The following is an 18,946-nucleotide window of genomic DNA, read 5'->3' as shown; positions in this document are numbered from 1 at the left end:
CCGTCAGGTGCTGCCCGTCAAAACATTTTAGATCGAACCCGCGGCGGGATTAGAAAGCGGCCGCATCAAGCGCCATCAGCGTGTCGGCGCCGGTTTCGATGCGGGCCTTGCGCAGGGCCGTTTCCGGCAGGATCCTTTCCATGAAGAAGGTCGCGGTGATCAGCTTGTTCTTCAAATAGTCTGCGCGCGCCGTTTCGCCAGAGGCAAGCTTTTCCTCGGCGGTCTTGGCGATCTTCGCCCACATGTAACCAAGGACGACGAGACCGAAGAGGTGCATGTAGTCGGTCGAGCCGGCGCCGGCATTGTCGGGTTTGGCCATGGCGTTCTGCATGAACCACATGGTGGCCGCCTGCAGGTCGTTGAGGCCCTTCTTCAGCGCCTTGGTATAGGCGGCGAGCTTTTCGTTGCTGCGGTTTTCCTCGCAGAAATCGCCGATCTCCTTGAACAGCGCCATGATGGCGCGGCCGCCGTTGAGGCCCAGCTTGCGTCCGACGAGGTCGAGCGCCTGGATGCCGTTGGCGCCTTCATAGATCATCGCTATGCGGGCATCGCGGACATACTGGCTCATGCCGTGTTCTTCGATGTAGCCGTGACCGCCGAACATCTGCTGCGCCATGACGGCATGGTCGAAGCCCTTGTCGGTGAGTACGCCCTTCAGGATCGGCGTCATCAGGCCGAGGACGTCGTCGGCCGTCTGGCGGTCGGCATCATTGTCGGAGCGGTGGGCGATGTCGGACTTGAGCGCGGTCCAGAGCGTGAAGGCGCGGCCGGCTTCGTTGAAGGCCTTGATCGTCATCAGGGTGCGGCGCACGTCCGGATGCACGATGATCGGGTCGGCCTTCTTGTCCGGCGCCTTCGGGCCGGAGAGCGAACGGCCCTGGATGCGGTCGCGCGCATAGTTGGCGGCATTCTGGTAGGCGATTTCGGCAATCGAGAGACCCTGCAGGCCGACGCCGAGGCGCGCCTCGTTCATCATCACGAACATGGCGTTGAGGCCCTTGTTCTCCGTGCCGATGAGATAGCCTTCGGCCTCGTCATAGTTCATGACGCAGGTCGAGTTGCCGTGGATGCCCATCTTGTGTTCGATCGCGCCGCAAGAAACGCCGTTGCGTTCGCCCGGCTCGCCGGCGGCATCAAGCCTGAATTTCGGTACGATGAACAGTGAAATGCCCTTCACACCCTCGGGCGCGCCCTCAATGCGGGCGAGCACCAGATGGATGATGTTGTCCGACATGTCGTGTTCGCCGGCAGAGATGAAGATCTTCTGGCCGGAGATCTTGTAGGCGCCGTCGCCGGTGGGCACTGCCTTCGTGCGCAGGAGGCCGAGGTCCGTCCCGCAATGCGGCTCGGTGAGATTCATCGTTCCGGTCCAGGTGCCGGCAACCATCTTCGGCAGGTAGGCCTGCTTCTGCTCGTCCGTGCCATGCACGAGGATCGCGGCGATCGCGCCCTGGGTGAGGCCCGGATACATGGTCAGTGCCATGTTGGCCGACGACATGTATTCGCCGACGGCGGTGTGCAGCGTATAGGGCAGGCCCTGGCCACCGAATTCTTCGGGCACGGCAAGGCCAAGCCAGCCGCCTTCGCGGTAGAGGTCGAAGGCTTCCTTGAAGCCCTTCGGCACGCTGACCGAACCGTCGTCGCGACGCTTGCAGCCTTCCTGGTCGCCGGAAAGGTTGACCGGAAACAGAGCTTCTTCGGCAAGCTTGGCAGCTTCGCCGACGATCGCTTCGATCATGTCGGGCGTCGCATCGGCAAATCCGGGCAGGTTGTTGTAGCGCTCGATGCCGAGCACGTCGTTCAGGATGAAGAGGGTATCGTCGACCGGAGCCTTGTAGATGGGCATTCTTTCCTCGCCTTTGGTGCTTCGGGCTGCCGTCTCTCGTCGTCGACGCCCGGTTGCAGGATGCCGGATGCGCCGCCATCCTCATTGATTCCAGGGCATCGTCTCCCTCCCGTGCTTCCACGGGACATCGGGATGCTCCAGGGCGGTCTCGCATCGTTGGCCGGATGCTACAAAATTTTGACGTTTGCGTAAACGTCAAAAATTGCGTGTCGTGCAGATTGGTGGCGTGTGGGGGAGGTCGGCGGCACCGCGGCGCCTCAACTTCGCACGATCCTGCCAAATCGTTAAAAAATCATCCGCAGGTTAACCGCTTGTTTACCACGTTTCGTGAAAGGTGCGTGTTGAGATGGTCAAAGCTGCAACCTGTCCTGGCGTCGCATCGTTGTAGTTTTGCCCGCGTCGGAAGCGCCACAGGGGTGAAGAAAGCAGTTTTCTTCCGTGACGACTTTCGAGATGGCCGACGACAGGGGCGAAGAACAACATGAGTGGATTGCGATCAAATCCTCAGCGCGCAGGCAGCCAGTCCTATAGCGAGCGGCCGTCGCTCGACGCCTTGAACCGCACCATCGAAGGATTGGAGGCGCGGATCGAAGGCCTGATGAGCGGCACGGCCCGCGACCCGGCGCCAAGGCCGCCCGAGCGCCAGCCCGCCCGCGAACCCGTGCGGGAAACGGCCTCGCCCCGCGATGCCGTCGCCGAAATCATGCAGCGCCAGCGCAGCCTCAGCACCTCGCGCGAGCGCCCGACGCTTCGCGACCGGATGCCGCAGCGCGAGCCGGAACGTTATGCCCCCGAACGACCCGTTTCCGAGCGCTTCGTCGAAGAGCCGCGCCAGCAACCGCTTCACAGCCAACCTCCGCGGCCCGCCTCCGCGGTCAACGATATCGCCGAAGCGCTTATCGGTTTGCGCCAGGACCTGAAGCGCGACATCACTGACGGCCTGACGCGCGAGATGAATTCGCTGCGCTCCGAAATTCGCGGCATCAAGGCGCAGGCGCAGGATCACAGCTTTGCCGAAGACGTGCGCGGCGACATGCAGCGCCTTGCCGACAGCATCCAGCATCTCGGCCGCCAGGCATCGCCCGCCCAGGCCGATGCGCTGCGCGGCGATTTTGACGACCTGCGCGCGATGATCGACGGTCTCGCGCGCGAAGACAGCATGCGCCGGATGGAGAACCGCTGGAGCGGTGTCGAAGACCGGTTGATCGCCTTTGATCAGAACCGCGACGACGAACTGGTCGCGCTCGCCTATCGCCTGGACGAAATCAAGTCGCAGATCGGCTCGCTCCAGGGAAGCTCCGCCGTCGACGCGCTGGAAGACAAGCTGATCGCCGTCGCCCAGGCGATCGAAATGCTCGGTCGCCAGATCCAGCCGGACGATCGCCGCCTCGTCTCGCAGTTTGCCGATCTCGACAGCCGTCTCGACGAAATCAGCCGCGCCATCGCGGCCAACACTCGCATGACGTCCGGGCTGGATTCCGGCTTTGTCAATCGCCTGGAAAGCCGGCTTGGCGATCTCTCCCGCCAGATCGACAGCCTGTCGCGCCCGAACGACGGTGGGCTCGGTGCGCGCCTCGAAGCCTTGACCGTCCGGGTCGAGGATCTCGCCGGTGAAAAGGCGGCTGCCCGCTTGGAAGAGCGGCTGGACCAGCTGTCGCTGATGATGGAGCGCAGCAGCAGGACCGCGCAGTCAGACCTCAACGATTACCTGTCGGACATTTCCCGCAAGATCGAAGCTCTCGACCAGGGCAGCGTCAACGACGCGCTCGCCGAACGGTTGGACTATCTCGCCCGCCGGATCGACGAGCTTGACGCCCATGGCGCCCAGCCCGCGTCCGATCCGCGTTTCGACCGGCTGGAAGATCGCCTGGTCGGTATCGCGCAGCGTCTGGAAGAGACCTACGCCGCGCCGTTCGACGACCGCGCAGCACTTCAGAACCTTGAAGCCCAGATTGCCAACCTGTCGACGCTGGTCAGCCAGCCGCGGGCGGACGTCGCCCAAAGCGCCATGCCCGTCGACTACGAAAGCCGCATGACCGCGCTCGAGGACTATTTCTCGACCAGCGACGAGTACATCGTGGAAGCCGCGCGCCAGGCCGCCGAAGCTGTGATGGAAGCCTATTCCAAGAACGGCCCTTCGCAGGCCTCCGCCGGTGGCGATCTGGCAGCGATCTCGGCACTCGCCGAAGACTTGAGGACGCTTGAGGACTTGAGCCGTTCCAGCGAGGAGCGGACCGCGCGCACCTTCGAGGCGCTGCACGAAACGCTCGTCCACATTGCCGACAAGCTGGAGCGCATCGAAAACCGCGAGCCGGCAATGGCGGCGCAGCCTGCCATGGCGGTGGTGCGCGAAGCGGCTCAGATGCCGCGCGCCGCACAGCCGGAGTTCCACGACCCCTTCGGTGGCGGCGATCTTGATGATCGCTACGACGACCTGCAGCGCAATGTCCGTGCCCTCCAGGCAGAGGACCAGGCCGTCGCGGTTCAACCCGCCGAACCGGCAACAGCCCTTGCCGACGATGCGCAGATTTCGACCGTCGAGCTCGAAGAAGAGCGCGAGCCGGCTGCCGCCGCCCGCACCGGCCTGCTCGCCGGCCTCACCCGGCGCTTTTCCGGCAAGCGCTCGGAACCGGCGCCGGAACAGGCACGCAAGCTCGTCGAGCCGACCCCGTCGATCGATCCCTCCGAAATGCTCGCGCCGGAAGAAGCGAACCAGCTGCTCGAGCCGGGCTCCGGCGTTCCCGACGTGAAGAAGATCCTGGAACGCGTGCGCGCCGGGCAGATGAACAAGGCAGGCATCCAACCGGCCGATGGCGACAAATCGGACTTCATCGCCGCCGCCCGCCGCGCCGCCCAGCTTGCCGTCGAAGAGACCGACACCCTCAACAAGACCGGCGACAAGGCCGCGACGTCCGGCATCGGCGGCGCCTTCGCCCGCCATCGCCGGCCGATCCTCATGGCCGTCGGCGCCGTTCTTTTGGCGATCATGTCTTACCCGCTGGTCAGCTCGATGCTGAACAAGGACGAGATGCCGGTCGAACGGGTCGCGGTCATCGAGAAGACGGTCACTCCGCAGGCAGCCGAGTTCAAGGCCGCCGACGACCATCTGGTGCAGGGCACGACCGTCGCGGCGCAGGAAGCACCGGTTACCGCGTCTGAGACGGCCGTTGCGCCGCCGCTCGATTCCGTCGAAACGCCCGTGAAGCCTGCCGAGGCCTCGATCGCGGTGACGGCAACGACCGTGCCGACGACCACCTTTGCAACGCCCGAAGACAAGGCGCCGATGCTTGCGCCGGTCGCCGAAACGAAGACGCCGGTCACCGAGTTCCAGCCGGCTCCGGCCGCAGCGTCGCCGGTGGCGAACGCTTCGCTCGCCAGCGCGCCGGCCGATGGCGCCGAGATGACCCCGGCGACGACAGCTGCTGCCGCTGTGCCCACCGACGTCGTGTTGCCGGAAGGTTTCGGTCCGGTCGCGCTGGTGACCGCGGCCAAGGGCGGCGACCCGCTCGCCTTCTACGAAATCGCCGTGCGCTTCACCGAGGGCCGTGGTGTTCAGGAAAACATGGCTGAAGCCGCCAAATGGTATCAGCGCGCCGCCGATGCCGGTGTCGTGCCGGCACAGTACCGCCTCGCGACCCTTTACGAGAAGGGCACCGGCGTGACGCGCGACGCGGCGAAGGCGAAGGCGCTCTATATCGCTTCCGCTGGCCAGGGCAACGCCAGCGCCATGCACAACCTCGCGGTGATGCTGGCAAGCGGCCGCGATGGCGCGCCTGACTTCAACGAGGCAACGAAGTGGTTTGCGAAGGCGGCCGAGCTCGGCATCCGCGACAGCCAGTTCAACCTTGCGGTTCTCTATGCCCGTGGCAACGGCGTGCCGCAGGACCTGACGGAATCCTACAAGTGGTTCTCGGCGGCTGCCCGCGAAGGCGATCTCGATGCCGGCGCCAAGCGCGACGAAGTTGCCAAGGCGATGAAGCCGGAGCAGCTCGAAAGCGCCAAGGCCAAGGCGGAAGCCTGGAAGGCTGAGCCGGTCGACGCCAAGGCAAACAGCGTCGACGTTCCGGATGCCTGGGTTGGCCCGGCCAACAAGACCGCCAGCGTCGACATGAGCAAGGCGGTCCGCAACATCCAGGCGATCCTCAACAACAACGGCTTTGACGCTGGCAAGCCGGATGGCCAGATGGGCAAGAAGACCGTCGCCGCCATCAAGGCCTTCCAGAAGTCGGTCGGCCAGGAGCCGACGGGCGAAATCACCGAGCAGTTGGTCAAGGAATTGCTGAAGCGCAATTCCTGACCCTTGGGCCTTGCGCCGTAATAAAGCCGCAGAGCCGGGCGACACGGGTTGCGGGTGGCGCAGCCATCCGCCATGTGGCTGAAAAGGTTGAAATCTCGGGCTGCTGCATAATTCCTTAATCGGAATCGGGCTAAGGAAGAGCCGATGCAGCAATCAAGGTCCGATTCGTGGCCTTGGCACGTCCTGGCGGAAGCGCAACGCTGCAGGAGTGCATGACGGAGGCCGCCTCGCCCTCGGGAGAGGTGCCGGCCCTTCGAATATTCCCTCAATCGTGGTGATTTGATTGCCACACTGACTGGTTCGCCCGCATCGCGGGCCGTTGGCATATCGAGGTCCCGGCGTGTCGATTTATCTGCCCATCGCAGAGTTGTCGGTGAACATACTCATCATTCTCGGTATGGGCGCCGCAGTCGGCTTTCTGTCCGGCATGTTCGGCGTCGGTGGCGGGTTCCTGATCACCCCGCTCCTGATCTTCTACAATATTCCTCCCGTCGTAGCGGTAGCGACCGGTGCCAACCAGGTGGTGGCCTCGTCGATTTCGGGGGCGATCACGCATTTCCGGCGTGGCACGATCGACATCAAGCTCGGCACGGTGCTCTTATGCGGTGGTCTTGCCGGCGCGACCGTCGGCGTCTGGCTGTTCTCGCTGCTGCGTCGCCTCGGCCAGCTCGACCTGGTGATCTCGCTGCTTTACGTCGTGCTGCTCGGCACCGTTGGCGGCCTGATGCTTTGGGAGAGCGTCGTCGCCATGCGCAAGGCGGCCAAGAACCAGCAGACGACCTTGCGTCGCCCTGGCCAGCACAACTGGGTGCATGGCCTGCCCTTGAAGATGCGCTTCAAGAAATCGAAGATCTACCTGAGCGTCATCCCGGTTGTCGCCCTCGGCTTCTGCATCGGCATCCTGACCTCGGTCATGGGTGTCGGCGGCGGCTTCATCATGGTGCCGGCGATGATCTATCTCCTGCGCATCCCGACCAACGTCGTCGTCGGCACGTCGCTGTTCCAGATTATCTTCGTTTCGGCCTACACGGTCATCGTCCAGGCTTCGACCAACTACACCGTCGATATCGTGCTCGCCTTCGTACTGATGATCGCCGGTGTCATCGGTGCCCAATACGGCGTACGCGTCGGCCAGAAGCTGCGCGGCGAACAGCTGCGCGCATTGCTGGCCTTGCTTGTTCTTGCCGTCGGCATCCGTCTGGCAATCGAGCTCATCATTCCGCCGAAGGACGTCTATTCGGTCGTATCCGCGGGGTTCGGTTTCTGATGATCCGCCTCGCCCGCACAGCTCTCGCTCTCCTTGTTCTCGCTTTCGCCGCCCCGGCGCAGGCAGCCATCCAGGACGAGAATGCCGATTTCACCGAGAAGCTGGAGATCGGCATCTCGACCGACGAGATCGCCATCACTTCCGATTTCCGCGGCGCCGACCTGACGATCTTCGGCGCCGTCGACGGCTTCGATCAGGGCCTGCTGGCTCAGGGTCGCTACAACATCGTCGTCAGCCTCGAAGGGCCCAAGGACAACGCGACGGTGCGTAAGAAGGAGCGCGTCTTCGGCATCTGGGTGAACACCAGCTCCATGACCTTCGAGCTGGTGCCTGAATCCTATTCGCTGTCGTCGACGCGCGATATCGAGACGATCGCGCCGCCCGGCGAGATGGGCAACATGGGCATCGGCGTCGACCACATGCGGCTGGTGCCGCTCGGCTTCGTCGGTGACGGCAGCAATCTCGGCGAATTCCGCAATGCCTTCCGCCGCATCCGCGAGACCAGCGGCGTCTACGAGCGCGATCCCGGCGGCGTGCAGTTCATCAGCTCCAGCCTCTTCAAGGCCTCGGTGCGCTTGCCGGCCAACGTGCCGAACGGCGTGCATGTGGTTCGCGCCTATCTCTTCCGTGACGGCGTCTTCGTCGCCGCCAAGGCGCTGCCGCTGCGTGTCGTCAAGACCGGCCTGGAACAGTTCATCACCCAGGCGGCACACCAGCAGCCGCTGCTCTATGGCCTCATGGCCGTGCTGCTCGCCGTCATCACCGGCTGGGGCGCCAGCGTGATCTTCCGCAAGGAATAGCGACGGGCGATCTTCGCCGACGTTTCCTTTTGCGCGCCGGAGCGCTATGGAAAGGCATGCTGAATGCGTTTCATCAGCGCATGCCATGGCAAATAAAAAACAGAGGAAGCTCGATGAAACCGATTTTTGTCCAGTTGCAGTGCGCTCCCGGCAAGACCTACGAGGTTGCCGACGAGATCTACCGCAAGGAGATCGTTTCGGAGATGTATTCGACGAGCGGCGATTACGACCTGATCATCAAGGTCTATATCGAAGAAGGCCAGGACATCGGCAAGTTCATCAACGACAACATTGCCACGGTGCCGGGCATCTCGCGCTCGCTGACGACGCTGACCTTCAACGCCTTCTGATTACCGGCGGATCCCCGGCGCGGGAGAGCCGCGCCGTTTTCCCCGCCCTCTTCAGGCGATGAGATTGGCAAAGCGAACCGAATAGATCCGGTCGCGCCCGAGCATATGGGCGACAAGCTTGCTGCGGTCGAAGAGGCCGGTCATCGCCCGGTGCCTGAGATCGAGCCCGCCAGTGGTGACCCCGAAAGCCGGCATCAGCATGCGCGTGCCATCGGTCGCAAAGCAAGCGCGGCGCACCGCTCTTTCCCGTCTTACCACCGTTGCAGCCGGATGCAGGTGCCCGGCGATCTCGCCGACGGCATCGCCGCGCTTCGGCTCGTGCCGGAAGGTCAGGCCCGCATGGCCAAGTTCGTCCATCGAGGCGCCCGGCAGCCCGAAAGCGCCGTCCGGGTCGTGGTTGCCGTTGATCCAGACCCATTCGCGCCCATGCGCCATGGCGGCAATCATGTGCCGGAAATCATCGGGCATTGCCGCCGAACCGACGCGGTCATGGAAGTTGTCGCCGAGGCTGATGACGAACTTCGGGTCGTGCCGCGCGATCGCCGCTTCAAGCACGCGCAGCGTCGCCAGCGTATCGTAAGGCGGCAAAAGCATGCCGCGGCGGGCAAAGGCGGAGCCTTTCTCCAGATGCAGGTCGGAGACGACCAGCGTGCCCGTCTCCGGCAGGTAGAGGCTACCGAGCGGATCGCAGATCGCGATGACGCCGTTGACGATTGTCTGGGCATGGAGGAGGGGGGCAGTCGTCTGAGCCGAGACGGCGTGGGCGAGGCGGTGCATGGTCACCGTCTCGCACATTGTGTTGCGAGGATAATAACCCCCTCTGGCCGGCAGGCCAGAGGGGGGTAACCCGCCGACATCGACAGACTGCTCATTCTCGAAACCATTTTCCTATCAATCCACATCCAGACCGCCCATCGCCTCGTGGATCAGGTCGTCGGCGGCTTCCGACAGCAGGAAGTCCTGCGCTTCGCCCTGGACCATTTCCTTGCCGATCTCCAGCATGACGGGCACCGCCAGCGGCGAGATCCGGTCGAGCCGTCGATGCGTGATGTGGCCCTTGATTCGCTTCAGCATATCCCCGAGGCGGGCGATGTCCAAAAGCCCCGTCGCCGCATCGTTGCGGGTCGCTTCGAGCAGGAGGTGATCCGGCTCGTGCGCGTGCAATACGTCGTAAATGAGGTCGGCCGAGACCGTCACCTGCCGGCCGGTCTTTTCCTTGCCGGGATGGCGCTGGTCGATGAGGCCGGCGATGACGGCGCAGTTGCGGAAGGTCCGTTTGAGCAGGAAGGATTCGTTGAGCCAGGCTTCGAGGTCGTCGCCGAGCATGTCCTCGTCGAAGAGATCGGCAAGCGCGCCGCGCCTGAGCTCGAAGGTGGCCCCGAGGTCGTCGAGCGCCCAGACCGCTAGCGAGTAATCGGTGGCGACGAAACCGAGCGGTTTCAGCCCGGCGCGATCGAGCCGGCGGGTAAGCAGCATGCCGAGCGTCTGGTGCGCCAACCGCCCTTCGAAGGCATAGATGACCATGTAATGGCGGCTGCCGCGCGGAAAGGTCTCGATCAGAAGCTCGTCCTCGCGCGGCAGCATCGAGACGTCCTTCTGCAAGGACAGCCAGTCGCGCACCTGTTCCGGCAGCGCTGCCCGGCGCGCCGGATCGGCAAGCATCCTGCGGACCTGCTCGGCGAGATAGGTCGACAGCGGAAACTTGCCGCCAGCATAGCTCGGCACCTTGGGATCGAAGGTAAAGGCCTGGCTGACCAGGCACTCGTTTTCGCGGATGCCCTCGAAACGCAGCACCTTGCCGGAGAACATGAAGGTGTCGCCCTGCGAGAGCATTTCGAGAAAGTACTCTTCGACCTTGCCGAGCGGCATGCCGCCGCGGCCAAGCGAGCCGCGGGCGTTGCGCTTGACCAAACGCACGTTCAGCATCGGCGATTCGACGATGGTGCCGACGTTCAGCCGGTACTGTTGCGCCACCAGCGGATTGGAGACGCGATAGAGCCCGTCCTTGGTCTTGCGGATGCGGGCATAGCGCTCGTAGGTTTTCAGCGCATAGCCGCCGGTCGCAACGAAATCGATGACGCGCTCGAAGGTCTCCCAGGCGAGCGTCGCATAAGGCGAGGCGGTGGTGATTTCATCGAACAATGCGAGCGGATCGAAAGGCGCGGCGCAAGCCATGCCGAGCACGTGCTGGGCGAGCACGTCGAGAGCGCCCTTGCCGACGGGTGGCGTGTCCTGCGCGCCGATATAGTTGGCGTCGAGTGCGGCCTGGCATTCCATCACCTCGAAGCGGTTGGCCGGCACCAGGATCGCCTTCGACGGTTCGTCCATGCGGTGGTTGGCGCGGCCGATGCGCTGGGCAAGGCGACTCGCGCCCTTCGGCGCGCCCACATGCACGACGAGATCGACATCGCCCCAGTCGATGCCGAGGTCGAGCGTCGAGGTCGCAACGACCGCCCGAAGGCGGTTCTCCGCCATCGCCGCCTCGACTTTGCGGCGCTGGGCGACGTCGAGCGAACCGTGATGCAGCGCGATCGGCAGGTTGTCGTCGTTGATCGTCCAGAGCTCCTGGAAGAGCAGCTCCGCCTGGCTGCGGGTGTTGACGAAGAGCAGGGTGGTGCCGTGCTCCTTGATCGCTTCGTAGACATCGGCGATGGCGTAGCGTGCCGAGTGCCCGGCCCAGGGCACATGCTCCTCGGTCTTCAGAATGGAGATCTGCGGCTTGGCCCCGCCCTGGACCTGGACCAGCCCGGCATGGTTGTGCGCGTCCGGCTCTTGCGGCGCCAGCCAACGCTGCAGATCCATCGGGTCGGCGACCGTTGCCGAAAGGCCGATCGTCTGCAGGCCGGGCGCCAGCCGGCGCAGCCGCGCCAGACCGAGGGAGAGAAGATGGCCGCGTTTGGAGGTGACGAGCGAATGCAGCTCGTCAAAGACGACGTAGCGCAGGTCCTTGAAGAAGCGTTGCGCCTCGCCGTTGGCGAGCAGCAGCGCCAGTTGCTCCGGCGTCGTCAGCAGGATGTCGGGCGGATTGAGCTTCTGCCGCTGACGCTTGGCGGTCGGCGTATCGCCGGTACGGTTTTCGACGCGCACAGGCAGTCCCATTTCGCCGACCGGTTTCATCAGGTTGCGCTCGATATCGACGGCGAGCGCCTTCAGAGGCGAGATGTAGAGCGTGTGGATGCCGACGAAGGCTGCGCCCGGCGGGATCTTGCCGCGCCGGGTGAGATCGACCAGCGAAGGCAGGAAGCCGGCGAGCGTCTTGCCGGCGCCGGTCGGAGCGATCAGCAGCGTGCTTTCCCCGGCCCCGGCGCGGGCGAGCAGCTCCAGCTGGTGCGCACGCGGCCGCCAGCCCTTCTCGCCGAACCAGCGCAGAAAGGGAGCGGGCAGGGTCAGGGCATCGCCCTGCGGCTCTCTGGAATCGATCCTGTTCACGGAGAACAAAGGTAGATCAAATCCGCCAAAAGAGAAGCCTGTCCGATGGGTGCAATCACAGGCATTGACTCGCGGTCTAATCATAGATAAAAATTATCCACGATTAAGGAGCCGCCCATGAAACTCGGTGACGGGGTCGAGCAGGCCATTCACAGCGTGACGATGCTGAGCTGTCTTCAGCCGGGCAGCACCCTGTCGGCGGCCGCTCTTGCCGAGTTCCATGGCGTCTCTACGAGCTATCTCTTGAAGCACCTGCAGGCGATGTCCGGTGCCGGACTGCTGGAGGCAGTTCCGGGTCCTAAGGGCGGTTACCGGCTCGCGAAGACGCCGGAGAAGATTACCTTGCTAGATATCGTACTTGCGGTCGAAGGCCCGGAGCCGGCGTTCCGCTGCAACGAGATCCGGCTGCGCGGTCCCAATCCCTATGCCTGCAAGCCGACCGCGCCCTGCACCATCAATGTCGCGATGCTGAGAGCCGAGCAGGCCTACCGCACCGAACTCAGGCGCGTGACCATCGCCAGCATCCTGGATGACCTCAACGCCAAGGATGACGGCAGCGTATGGGCGCGAACCGAAGCCTTTCTGGCGATCAACGAGCGCAAATCGTCCGCCAGCGCCTGACCCCCATCAACCCGTTAAGCCCAAGGAGAAGTCCATGCAGCCGCGTTTCAACTTCGTTCAAGCCGCTCCCGATGCCTACAAGGCCGCGGCCGCCTTCGACAGCTACATCGTCAAGGAATCCGGCCTGGAGCCGCGCCTGATCCACCTGATCAAGCTGCGCGCCTCGCAGATCAACGGCTGCGCCTATTGCATCGACATGCATGTGAAAGAGGCGCGCCACACCGGTATGAGCGAGCAGTGGATTCACCTGATCTGCGCCTGGCGGGAATCGCCGATCTATGACGCGCGTGAGCGCGCCGTGCTCGCTTGGACGGAATCGCTGACCAACCTTGCCCAGACCGGCGCACCCGACGCGGATTTCGAGCCGCTGCGCGCGCACTTCAGCGAGGCTGAAATCACCAAGATCACCATGGCGATCGGCGTCATCAATGTCTGGAACCGTGTCGCTGTCGGCCTGCGCTCGCAGCATCCGGTCGATCAGCCGGTCAAGGCCGCCTGATATCGCGTGAGGAACTTCCAGCTAGCCCCGAGGTCCGCTTCGGGGCTAGCTGCTCTGCATCCTAGAGCATCTGCGTTCAGATGAACGCACGGCGTTCTAGAGCGCGATGTAACGATCGGCGCGGTGGTTGATGGCCACGAACAGGTTCAAGACGACAGCACCGAGTACCGACCAGGCAACGACGGTGGGCGAGGTCACGCCGAAGGCGAAGACAAGCACCACCATGTCGATCGCAAGCTGCACGAGGCCGGCGCGAATGCCGAAGCGCTCCTGCAGATAGATGCCGAGAATACCGACGCCGCCGAGGCTGGCGCGGTGGCGGTAGAGCGCAAGCAGGCCGTAGCCGAGCAGAAGTCCGCCGAGCAGGGCCGCCCAGGCTGGCTGGATCGTGCCGATCTGGAAAAGGCGCGACTGGATGTCCGTCAGGAACGAGGTCACGCCGATGGCGATGAAGGTCTTGACCGTGAAGGCCGGGCCCAGCCGCTTCAGCGACAGGTAGAAGAACGGCAGGTTGAGCAGGAAGAAGGCGAGGCCGAAATTGATGCCGAAAGCATAGTGCAAAAGGAAGGCGACGCCCGCCGTGCTGCCGGTCAAAAGGCCGGCGCTTGCGAGGAAATAGAGGCCGAGCGCCGCAATCAGGCTGCCGGTAAAGATGCCCTGCAGGTCCTCGACGGCGGAGTGCCGGGTGGGACTGGTGTTCCAGAGACCGAAAACGCTGCTGATCTGGGCCATGGCAAATCCTCGATTGCGATGGCTTGAGCAATGCTGCAATGCACAACAACAATCAAGAAAAATATGTCAGTTATGCTGACCTATTTTTGCGACTCTGCCTTGCGTTTTATGCAGGCTTGCGCGCCAGGAACAGGATGCCGAAGACTGGCTCTCCCGCATCCATGCGGATGACCGTGTGCTCCATGGCCACAAGCTCCAGTCCATGCGTTGCGCAGAGGCCGCGGACATAGGTCTCGCTGTGAGCGTAGCGCAGCGACGGCCGCAGCAGGAACTCCTCCCCATCGCCGGCGTCTTCTACCGAGAACGCAAAATGGCCCTGAGGGGTGAGCAGGCGCGTGGTGATGTCGAAGACACTGTCGAGATTACCGAGATACATGAGCACGTCGGCGGCGCTGACGAGATCGGCTCGGGCGGTGGCGAAGTTGCCGAAGATGCCGGAAACCTCCGGCGAAAGAGAGAGATCGGCGCGGGCCAGCCGATCGTAGGTGGATTTCGCCTCGGCCTTGGCGAGCATGTTGATGGAGATGTCGAAACCTTCGAGGAACTGTGCCTGATCCCGGACGCGCTCGCCGAAGAGGCCGGTGCCGCACCCGAGATCCGTCACATGCTCGAAGATGAGGCCTCCCGTGTGGCTTTGCCCGATATGGCTTTGAATGAGCGCCGCGAGCTTCTGCGGCACGGTATAACCGAGTTTCTCCACCAGGGCCTTGTCGAAGCGATCGGCATAGTCGTCGAAGAGGCGCTCGACATAGAGGCTCGGGGGCTGTTCGGGCATGGCCGCAGCGCCAAGCAGAGCCAGTTTCAGGCCGGCGCCGAAGATATCCTGGGGGCTGAGCGCCAGCGTTTTCCTCAGCGCTTCGATCGCCGCCTCTTTCCGGCCAGATTTTTCTTCATAGTCCGCGAGCCGAAACCAGCCGGCTGCCCAGTTGGGTGCCTGTTCCAGCGCTTGCGCCATGAGTTCGGCCGCACTTGCGGGCTCACCGCCCTCGGCAAGCATTTTTGCGTAGTCGGCGCGGCGGTCGGCGATCAGGTCGCCGGAGGAGAGCTGGTTGAGCGTCATCAATGTGAGATGTTGGTTGCGATTAGCGCTTCTGACGCCGGATGCCGCAAAATACAAGCGGAATCTGGCGCGATCGGAAGCGCGGGCCGTGCCCGCCGGGGCCGGTGACTTGCGACGCTGCCGATCGCGGCTTATGTGAAGACAAACAGGAGAAGTTCGCTGATGTCGGACGGAATGAACAGATTCTTGGGTGACTCGCCGCTGCGTGTGCTGGTCAAGCTCATCGTGGTGTCGATCCTCGTCGGCTTCGTGATGAGGATGTTCGGCTGGTATCCGACCGATATCTACTTCGCCGTCCGCAACTTCCTGCTCGACCTCTGGTACACCGGCTTTGCAGCGCTTGGTCGGGTGGGCGACTATCTGCTGCTCGGCGCCGTGATCGTCGTGCCGGCCTTCGTCATCCTGCGCGTCCTGAACTTTCGGCGTTGACGATGCAGGACCGCCTTCTTCTGATCGAACGCCGCGGCCTGCTGCGTGCGACCGCCATCCTCTCGCTCGGCGCACTTGCCGGCTGCACAACTTCCAAGGTGCTGATGCCCGAAAGCGGCACCGGCAGCGACCAGACCGCAGCGAGCCTCGGTTATGTCAACAAGCTGCGCAAGGGCAAGGGCCTGACCGAGCTCGTCGCCGACCATGCGGCGTCCGTCGCTGCGATGAACCAGGCGGCGCGCATGGCCAAGGCCGGCAAGATGCAGCACCTGATCGGCTGGAACGACAGTTTCTACGACCGCATGAAGGGCCAGGGCGTGACGCTTCCGGCCGCCGAAAACATCGCCGTGGGCCAGGACGATGCCGAACGCGCCTATGACGCCTGGTACAGGTCGCCCAAGCATCTCGAAAACATGCTCGGCAATTACCGTGGCCTGGGCGTTGCCGTCGCGCAGAACGCAGCCTCCGGCAACCGTCCGTTCTGGGCGATGGTACTTTCGGGCTGATAGCGTCCGCATTCGTATGGAACTGCGCCCCTCATCCCCCTGCCCGGACCTTCTCCCCGCAGGCGGGGAGACGGAGGCTTGCCGCGCCCTTCCAATTCACTGTGACTGATATCCGGACTTTCCTTCGATCGATGTCGGGGGCGACGTTGCGTTCGCCACGTCCTCTCTCCCCGGTTGCGGGGAGAGAGCTAGGGTGAGGGGCTCTTGCCGCATTGGGACGTTTTCGCCGAGCTGCACGACGCGCTTGCATCCCCCCATGCTCATTCCCTAAAACGGTCACCTCTCATCCAACACGCCCGGACCGCCCGATGACCGCCTCTTCCGCCTCGCCGAGCGACGCTGCCGGCCCGTTCCATGTCACCCATCGGCTGATCCTGGCGATTGCGCTGCCGATGACGCTCGGCTTTCTGACGACGCCCTTGCTAGGCCTCGTCGATACCGCCGTTGTCGGCCGCATGGGGCAGGCAACCTTGCTGGCGGGCCTTGCCGTCGGCGCCATCCTGTTCGACCTGATCTTCACCAGCTTCAACTTCCTGCGGGCAGCGACCACGGGCCTGGTTGCCCAGGCCTATGGCCGCGGCGACCGGCGCGAGCAGCAGGCGGTGTTCTGGCGCTCGCTGATCATCGCGCTCGTTTGCGGCACGATCAGCCTGCTCGTTTCGCCGGTGCTTTTGTCCGGCGGCCTCTGGCTGATGGGACCGGAGCCTGAAGTGGCTGATGTCACCAGCACCTATTTTCTCTGTCGCATCCTTTCGGCACCGGCGGCGCTTGCCAATTACGCCATCCTTGGCTTCGTGCTCGGCCGCGGCGAAGGCACCATCGGGCTGATGCTGCAGACGCTGATCAACGGCATCAATATCGTGCTGTCGATCCTGCTCGGCCTGGTGTTCGGCTGGGGTGTGATGGGAGTGGCGCTCGCAACCGTTACCGGAGAGGTGATCGGCGCGCTCGTCGGATTTGCCATCGTCTATGGACGCTTCGACCGCAAGGATGCGCCAAGCTGGGCCGAGATCTTCGATCGCGAACGGCTGAAGCCGCTCTTCGGCCTCAACCGCGACATCATGATCCGCTCGTTCCTGCTTCTGGCCGCCTTCACGCTGATGACCCGCATCGGCACCGCCTTCGGGCCTGTGACGCTTGCCGCCAATGCGGTGCTGATGACGATCTTCCTCGTTGCCGGCTACTATCTCGACGGCCTTGCCAATGCGGCGGAACAGCTCATCGGCCGCTCGATCGGCGCCGGTTACCGCCCGGCCTTCGACCGTGCGCTGCGGCTGACGGCGGCCTGGTCGCTGGGGCTTGCACTGGTGACGACCGTTGCCTTCCTGCTGTTCGGCGGCAGGCTCATCGATCTTCTGACGACGGCCCCGGATGTTCGCGCGGCGGCTTACGAATATCTGCCCTGGGCGGCAGTGACGGCGATGACCGGCGCGCTCGCCTTCCTGATGGACGGCGTCTTCATCGGCGCCACCTGGTCGCGCGAGATGCGCAACATGATGCTGGCGGCCTTTGTCGGTTATGCCGCAGCGCTCGCCGTGCTGGTCCCCGCCTTCGGCAATCATGGCCTGTGGGCGGGGCTCAACCTGTTCCTGTTGATGCGCGGGCTGTTCCTCTTGTCGCGGATCCCGATGAAGGCGCGTCAGACGTTCCTGCCGGCCCAGTAGTCGAGACGGCTGTCGCGGATATCGCGGATCGAGGTGAGACGCTCGCGCTCACAGAGATCCGAGAGGCCACGTACGATGCGGCCCGGCAGGGCAGGGCCCTCATAGACCATGCAGGAATAGAGCTGAACCAGATCGGCGCCGGCGCGGATCTTTTCGGCCGCGGTTTCGGCCGAGCTGACGCCGCCAACGCCGATGATCGGCAGCTTCGGGCCGACACGCTTGCGCATGCGGGCAAGCACCGCCGTCGACTTTTCAAACAGTGGCTTGCCCGAGAGGCCACCGGACTCCTTCGCTTGGGCCTGATCCTTGAGGCCGTCGCGCGAGAGCGTCGTGTTGGAGACGATCAGGCCGTCGAGATTGTGTGCCAGCACTTCGGCAGCGATATCGTCCATGCCTTCTTCGGTGAGATCGGGCGCGATCTTCAGGAAGACGGGAACGCGGCGATTGCTGCGCAGCGCCTCTTCGTCGCGCGCGGCAAGCACCGCCGACAACAGGGCGGCGAGGCTTTCGCGCGCCTGCAGGTCGCGCAGACCCGGCGTGTTCGGCGAGGAGATGTTGGCGGTGAAATAGCGGGCGACCGAGTAGAACGTATGGATGCCGCTGACATAGTCGGCGATGCGGTCGGCGCTGTCCTTGTTGGCGCCGATATTGACGCCGATCAGCGCATCGCGCGAACAGGCCTTCAGCCGCGCCAGCGCTGCGCCATGACCTTCATTGTTGAAGCCGAGGCGATTGATCACCGCTTCGTCCTCGACCAGGCGGAAAATGCGCGGCTTGTCGTTGCCTGCCTGCGGCTTCGGCGTGACGGTGCCGATCTCGGTGAAACCGAAGCCGATCTTCAGAAGTGCTTCCGGCACCTCTGCATTCTTGTCGTAGCCGGCCGCCATGCCGATCGGGTTCGGAAAAACGATGCCAGCGACTGTCTGCGCAAGCCGCTTGTCGGCCCTGGCGGGACAGTTCGGCACGAGCCCGGTCTTCAACGCCTTGATCGAAAGGCCGTGCGCGGCCTCCGGATCGAAGAGGAAAAGGCCGCGGCGGGCAAGGCTGGTCAGCGGGTTCATGCATCAAGTTCCGGGAAGATATGCGCGCCGTCGGCGCCGAGCGGCAGGGGCTTTTCCCAGAGAACGGCCGACAGGAAGAGGGGGGCATAGAGATGTGGGAAGAGGGCGCCGCCGCGCGAGGGTTCATAGACCAGCTCTTCGCCAAGTGCGTCGCCGTCGACGGCGACCAGAAGCAGGCCTTCCTGTCCCTCGAAGTAGCGCGCTGCCGTCTCGACCACCTGTTCGCCGGTCGAAAAATGGACGTAACCGTCGGCGAGATCGACCGGCGCGCCGTCGAAGCGCCCGCTGCGCTTGGCTTCCTGCCACAGCAATGCCGGAACGATTTTGTAGATGATGGAACTCATGGTGCCCGTCTGTCCCCGTAATCTTCTGTCGTGGCCTTGCC

16 protein-coding genes are annotated in these 18,946 nt (G+C 63.9%); 9 read left to right on the top strand and 7 right to left on the bottom strand.

Annotation, left to right across the window (positions count from 1 at the left end; translation table 11 throughout):
- Nucleotides 1-49: 49 nt before the first annotated feature.
- The gene (locus ASE71_RS31470) at nucleotides 50-1,846 is read right to left on the bottom strand and encodes an acyl-CoA dehydrogenase C-terminal domain-containing protein (RefSeq protein ID WP_060522337.1); all 1,797 of its coding nucleotides are present in this window, start codon (nucleotides 1,844-1,846) and stop codon (nucleotides 50-52) included.
- A 481-nt stretch (nucleotides 1,847-2,327) separates the two neighbouring features.
- On the opposite strand from ASE71_RS31470, the gene ASE71_RS31465 reads away from it, so the two are divergent.
- From ASE71_RS31465 to ASE71_RS31450, 4 genes are all read left to right on the top strand, one after another.
- Nucleotides 2,328-6,143, top strand: coding sequence for a peptidoglycan-binding protein (locus ASE71_RS31465; RefSeq protein ID WP_060522336.1), 3,816 nt, complete (start codon nucleotides 2,328-2,330; stop codon nucleotides 6,141-6,143).
- 340 nt (nucleotides 6,144-6,483) lie between these two features.
- The gene (locus tag ASE71_RS31460; protein WP_034797131.1) at nucleotides 6,484-7,410 is read left to right on the top strand and encodes a sulfite exporter TauE/SafE family protein; all 927 of its coding nucleotides are present in this window, start codon (nucleotides 6,484-6,486) and stop codon (nucleotides 7,408-7,410) included.
- Nucleotides 7,410-8,210 carry a TIGR02186 family protein gene (locus ASE71_RS31455; protein WP_060522335.1) on the top strand — a complete coding sequence of 267 codons (801 nt, stop codon included), beginning with the start codon at nucleotides 7,410-7,412 and terminating at the stop codon, nucleotides 8,208-8,210. The genes ASE71_RS31460 and ASE71_RS31455 overlap by 1 nt, the downstream gene beginning before the upstream one ends.
- A gap of 113 nt (nucleotides 8,211-8,323) precedes the next feature.
- Nucleotides 8,324-8,560: an Lrp/AsnC ligand binding domain-containing protein gene (locus tag ASE71_RS31450; protein WP_034797129.1), complete on the top strand. Its 237-nt coding sequence runs from the start codon at nucleotides 8,324-8,326 to the stop codon at nucleotides 8,558-8,560.
- Between the two features lie 51 nt (nucleotides 8,561-8,611).
- Here ASE71_RS31450 and pdeM read toward each other — a convergent pair whose 3' ends face one another.
- Together pdeM and ASE71_RS31440 are read right to left on the bottom strand one after the other, a co-directional pair.
- Nucleotides 8,612-9,337 (bottom strand): ligase-associated DNA damage response endonuclease PdeM, encoded by a 726-nt coding sequence (pdeM, locus tag ASE71_RS31445; protein ID WP_060522369.1) that lies wholly within the window; start codon nucleotides 9,335-9,337, stop codon nucleotides 8,612-8,614.
- A gap of 114 nt (nucleotides 9,338-9,451) precedes the next feature.
- Nucleotides 9,452-11,998 (bottom strand): ligase-associated DNA damage response DEXH box helicase, encoded by a 2,547-nt coding sequence (locus ASE71_RS31440; protein WP_060522334.1) that lies wholly within the window; start codon nucleotides 11,996-11,998, stop codon nucleotides 9,452-9,454.
- A 108-nt stretch (nucleotides 11,999-12,106) separates the two neighbouring features.
- On the opposite strand from ASE71_RS31440, the gene ASE71_RS31435 reads away from it, so the two are divergent.
- Together ASE71_RS31435 and ASE71_RS31430 are read left to right on the top strand one after the other, a co-directional pair.
- Nucleotides 12,107-12,610, top strand: a complete 504-nt coding sequence (locus ASE71_RS31435) for an Rrf2 family transcriptional regulator (RefSeq protein WP_060522333.1) — start codon at nucleotides 12,107-12,109, stop codon at nucleotides 12,608-12,610.
- Nucleotides 12,611-12,644: 34 nt separating this feature from the next.
- Nucleotides 12,645-13,109, top strand: a complete 465-nt coding sequence (locus ASE71_RS31430; RefSeq protein WP_034797125.1) for a carboxymuconolactone decarboxylase family protein — start codon at nucleotides 12,645-12,647, stop codon at nucleotides 13,107-13,109.
- Nucleotides 13,110-13,205: 96 nt separating this feature from the next.
- On the opposite strand, the gene ASE71_RS31425 is transcribed toward ASE71_RS31430, so the two are convergent.
- Together ASE71_RS31425 and ASE71_RS31420 are read right to left on the bottom strand one after the other, a co-directional pair.
- Complete coding sequence (locus ASE71_RS31425) at nucleotides 13,206-13,841, bottom strand: YitT family protein (protein ID WP_034797123.1); 636 nt, start codon at nucleotides 13,839-13,841, stop codon at nucleotides 13,206-13,208.
- A gap of 106 nt (nucleotides 13,842-13,947) precedes the next feature.
- Nucleotides 13,948-14,901, bottom strand: a complete 954-nt coding sequence (locus tag ASE71_RS31420; RefSeq protein ID WP_060522332.1) for a methyltransferase — start codon at nucleotides 14,899-14,901, stop codon at nucleotides 13,948-13,950.
- 162 nt (nucleotides 14,902-15,063) lie between these two features.
- Here ASE71_RS31420 and ASE71_RS31415 point away from each other — a divergent pair, with 162 nt between their 5' ends.
- From ASE71_RS31415 to ASE71_RS31405, 3 genes are all read left to right on the top strand, one after another.
- On the top strand, nucleotides 15,064-15,330 hold the full coding sequence (locus tag ASE71_RS31415) for a DUF6460 domain-containing protein (protein WP_034797119.1): 267 nt from the start codon (nucleotides 15,064-15,066) through the stop codon (nucleotides 15,328-15,330).
- A 2-nt stretch (nucleotides 15,331-15,332) separates the two neighbouring features.
- Nucleotides 15,333-15,836, top strand: a complete 504-nt coding sequence (locus tag ASE71_RS31410) for a CAP domain-containing protein (protein ID WP_034797109.1) — start codon at nucleotides 15,333-15,335, stop codon at nucleotides 15,834-15,836.
- Nucleotides 15,837-16,144: 308 nt separating this feature from the next.
- Nucleotides 16,145-17,500, top strand: coding sequence for an MATE family efflux transporter (locus ASE71_RS31405; protein ID WP_060522331.1), 1,356 nt, complete (start codon nucleotides 16,145-16,147; stop codon nucleotides 17,498-17,500).
- Here the strand turns inward: ASE71_RS31405 and ASE71_RS31400 are convergent.
- Both ASE71_RS31400 and ASE71_RS31395 read right to left on the bottom strand, forming a co-directional pair.
- Complete coding sequence (locus ASE71_RS31400) at nucleotides 17,476-18,561, bottom strand: quinone-dependent dihydroorotate dehydrogenase (RefSeq protein ID WP_060522330.1); 1,086 nt, start codon at nucleotides 18,559-18,561, stop codon at nucleotides 17,476-17,478. The genes ASE71_RS31405 and ASE71_RS31400 overlap by 25 nt on opposite strands.
- Nucleotides 18,558-18,905 (bottom strand): DUF952 domain-containing protein, encoded by a 348-nt coding sequence (locus tag ASE71_RS31395; RefSeq protein WP_034797103.1) that lies wholly within the window; start codon nucleotides 18,903-18,905, stop codon nucleotides 18,558-18,560. Before ASE71_RS31395 ends, ASE71_RS31400 begins: the two co-directional genes overlap by 4 nt.
- Nucleotides 18,906-18,946: the final 41 nt, after the last annotated feature.

The organism is Ensifer sp. Root954 (assembly GCF_001429005.1).
GTDB lineage: Bacteria > Pseudomonadota > Alphaproteobacteria > Rhizobiales > Rhizobiaceae > Ensifer > Ensifer adhaerens.
The sequence above is the reverse complement of the archived record's forward strand: the minus strand, read 5'-3'. Positions and strand labels throughout refer to the sequence as shown.

Bases quoted from the DNA above. Each gene is read 5' to 3' on its own strand.
- ASE71_RS31410 (WP_034797109.1), top strand. From the start codon at position 15,333: ATGCAGGACCGCCTTCTTCTGATCGAACGCCGCGGCCTGCTGCGTGCG.
- ASE71_RS31420 (WP_060522332.1), bottom strand. From the start codon at position 14,901: ATGACGCTCAACCAGCTCTCCTCCGGCGACCTGATCGCCGACCGCCGC.
- ASE71_RS31455 (WP_060522335.1), top strand. From the start codon at position 7,410: ATGATCCGCCTCGCCCGCACAGCTCTCGCTCTCCTTGTTCTCGCTTTC.
- ASE71_RS31465 (WP_060522336.1), top strand. From the start codon at position 2,328: ATGAGTGGATTGCGATCAAATCCTCAGCGCGCAGGCAGCCAGTCCTAT.
- ASE71_RS31470 (WP_060522337.1), bottom strand. From the start codon at position 1,846: ATGCCCATCTACAAGGCTCCGGTCGACGATACCCTCTTCATCCTGAAC.
- ASE71_RS31405 (WP_060522331.1), top strand. From the start codon at position 16,145: ATGACCGCCTCTTCCGCCTCGCCGAGCGACGCTGCCGGCCCGTTCCAT.
- ASE71_RS31430 (WP_034797125.1), top strand. From the start codon at position 12,645: ATGCAGCCGCGTTTCAACTTCGTTCAAGCCGCTCCCGATGCCTACAAG.
- ASE71_RS31435 (WP_060522333.1), top strand. From the start codon at position 12,107: ATGAAACTCGGTGACGGGGTCGAGCAGGCCATTCACAGCGTGACGATG.
- ASE71_RS31395 (WP_034797103.1), bottom strand. From the start codon at position 18,905: ATGAGTTCCATCATCTACAAAATCGTTCCGGCATTGCTGTGGCAGGAA.
- ASE71_RS31400 (WP_060522330.1), bottom strand. From the start codon at position 18,561: ATGAACCCGCTGACCAGCCTTGCCCGCCGCGGCCTTTTCCTCTTCGAT.
- ASE71_RS31415 (WP_034797119.1), top strand. From the start codon at position 15,064: ATGTCGGACGGAATGAACAGATTCTTGGGTGACTCGCCGCTGCGTGTG.
- pdeM (WP_060522369.1), bottom strand. From the start codon at position 9,337: ATGCACCGCCTCGCCCACGCCGTCTCGGCTCAGACGACTGCCCCCCTC.
- ASE71_RS31425 (WP_034797123.1), bottom strand. From the start codon at position 13,841: ATGGCCCAGATCAGCAGCGTTTTCGGTCTCTGGAACACCAGTCCCACC.
- ASE71_RS31450 (WP_034797129.1), top strand. From the start codon at position 8,324: ATGAAACCGATTTTTGTCCAGTTGCAGTGCGCTCCCGGCAAGACCTAC.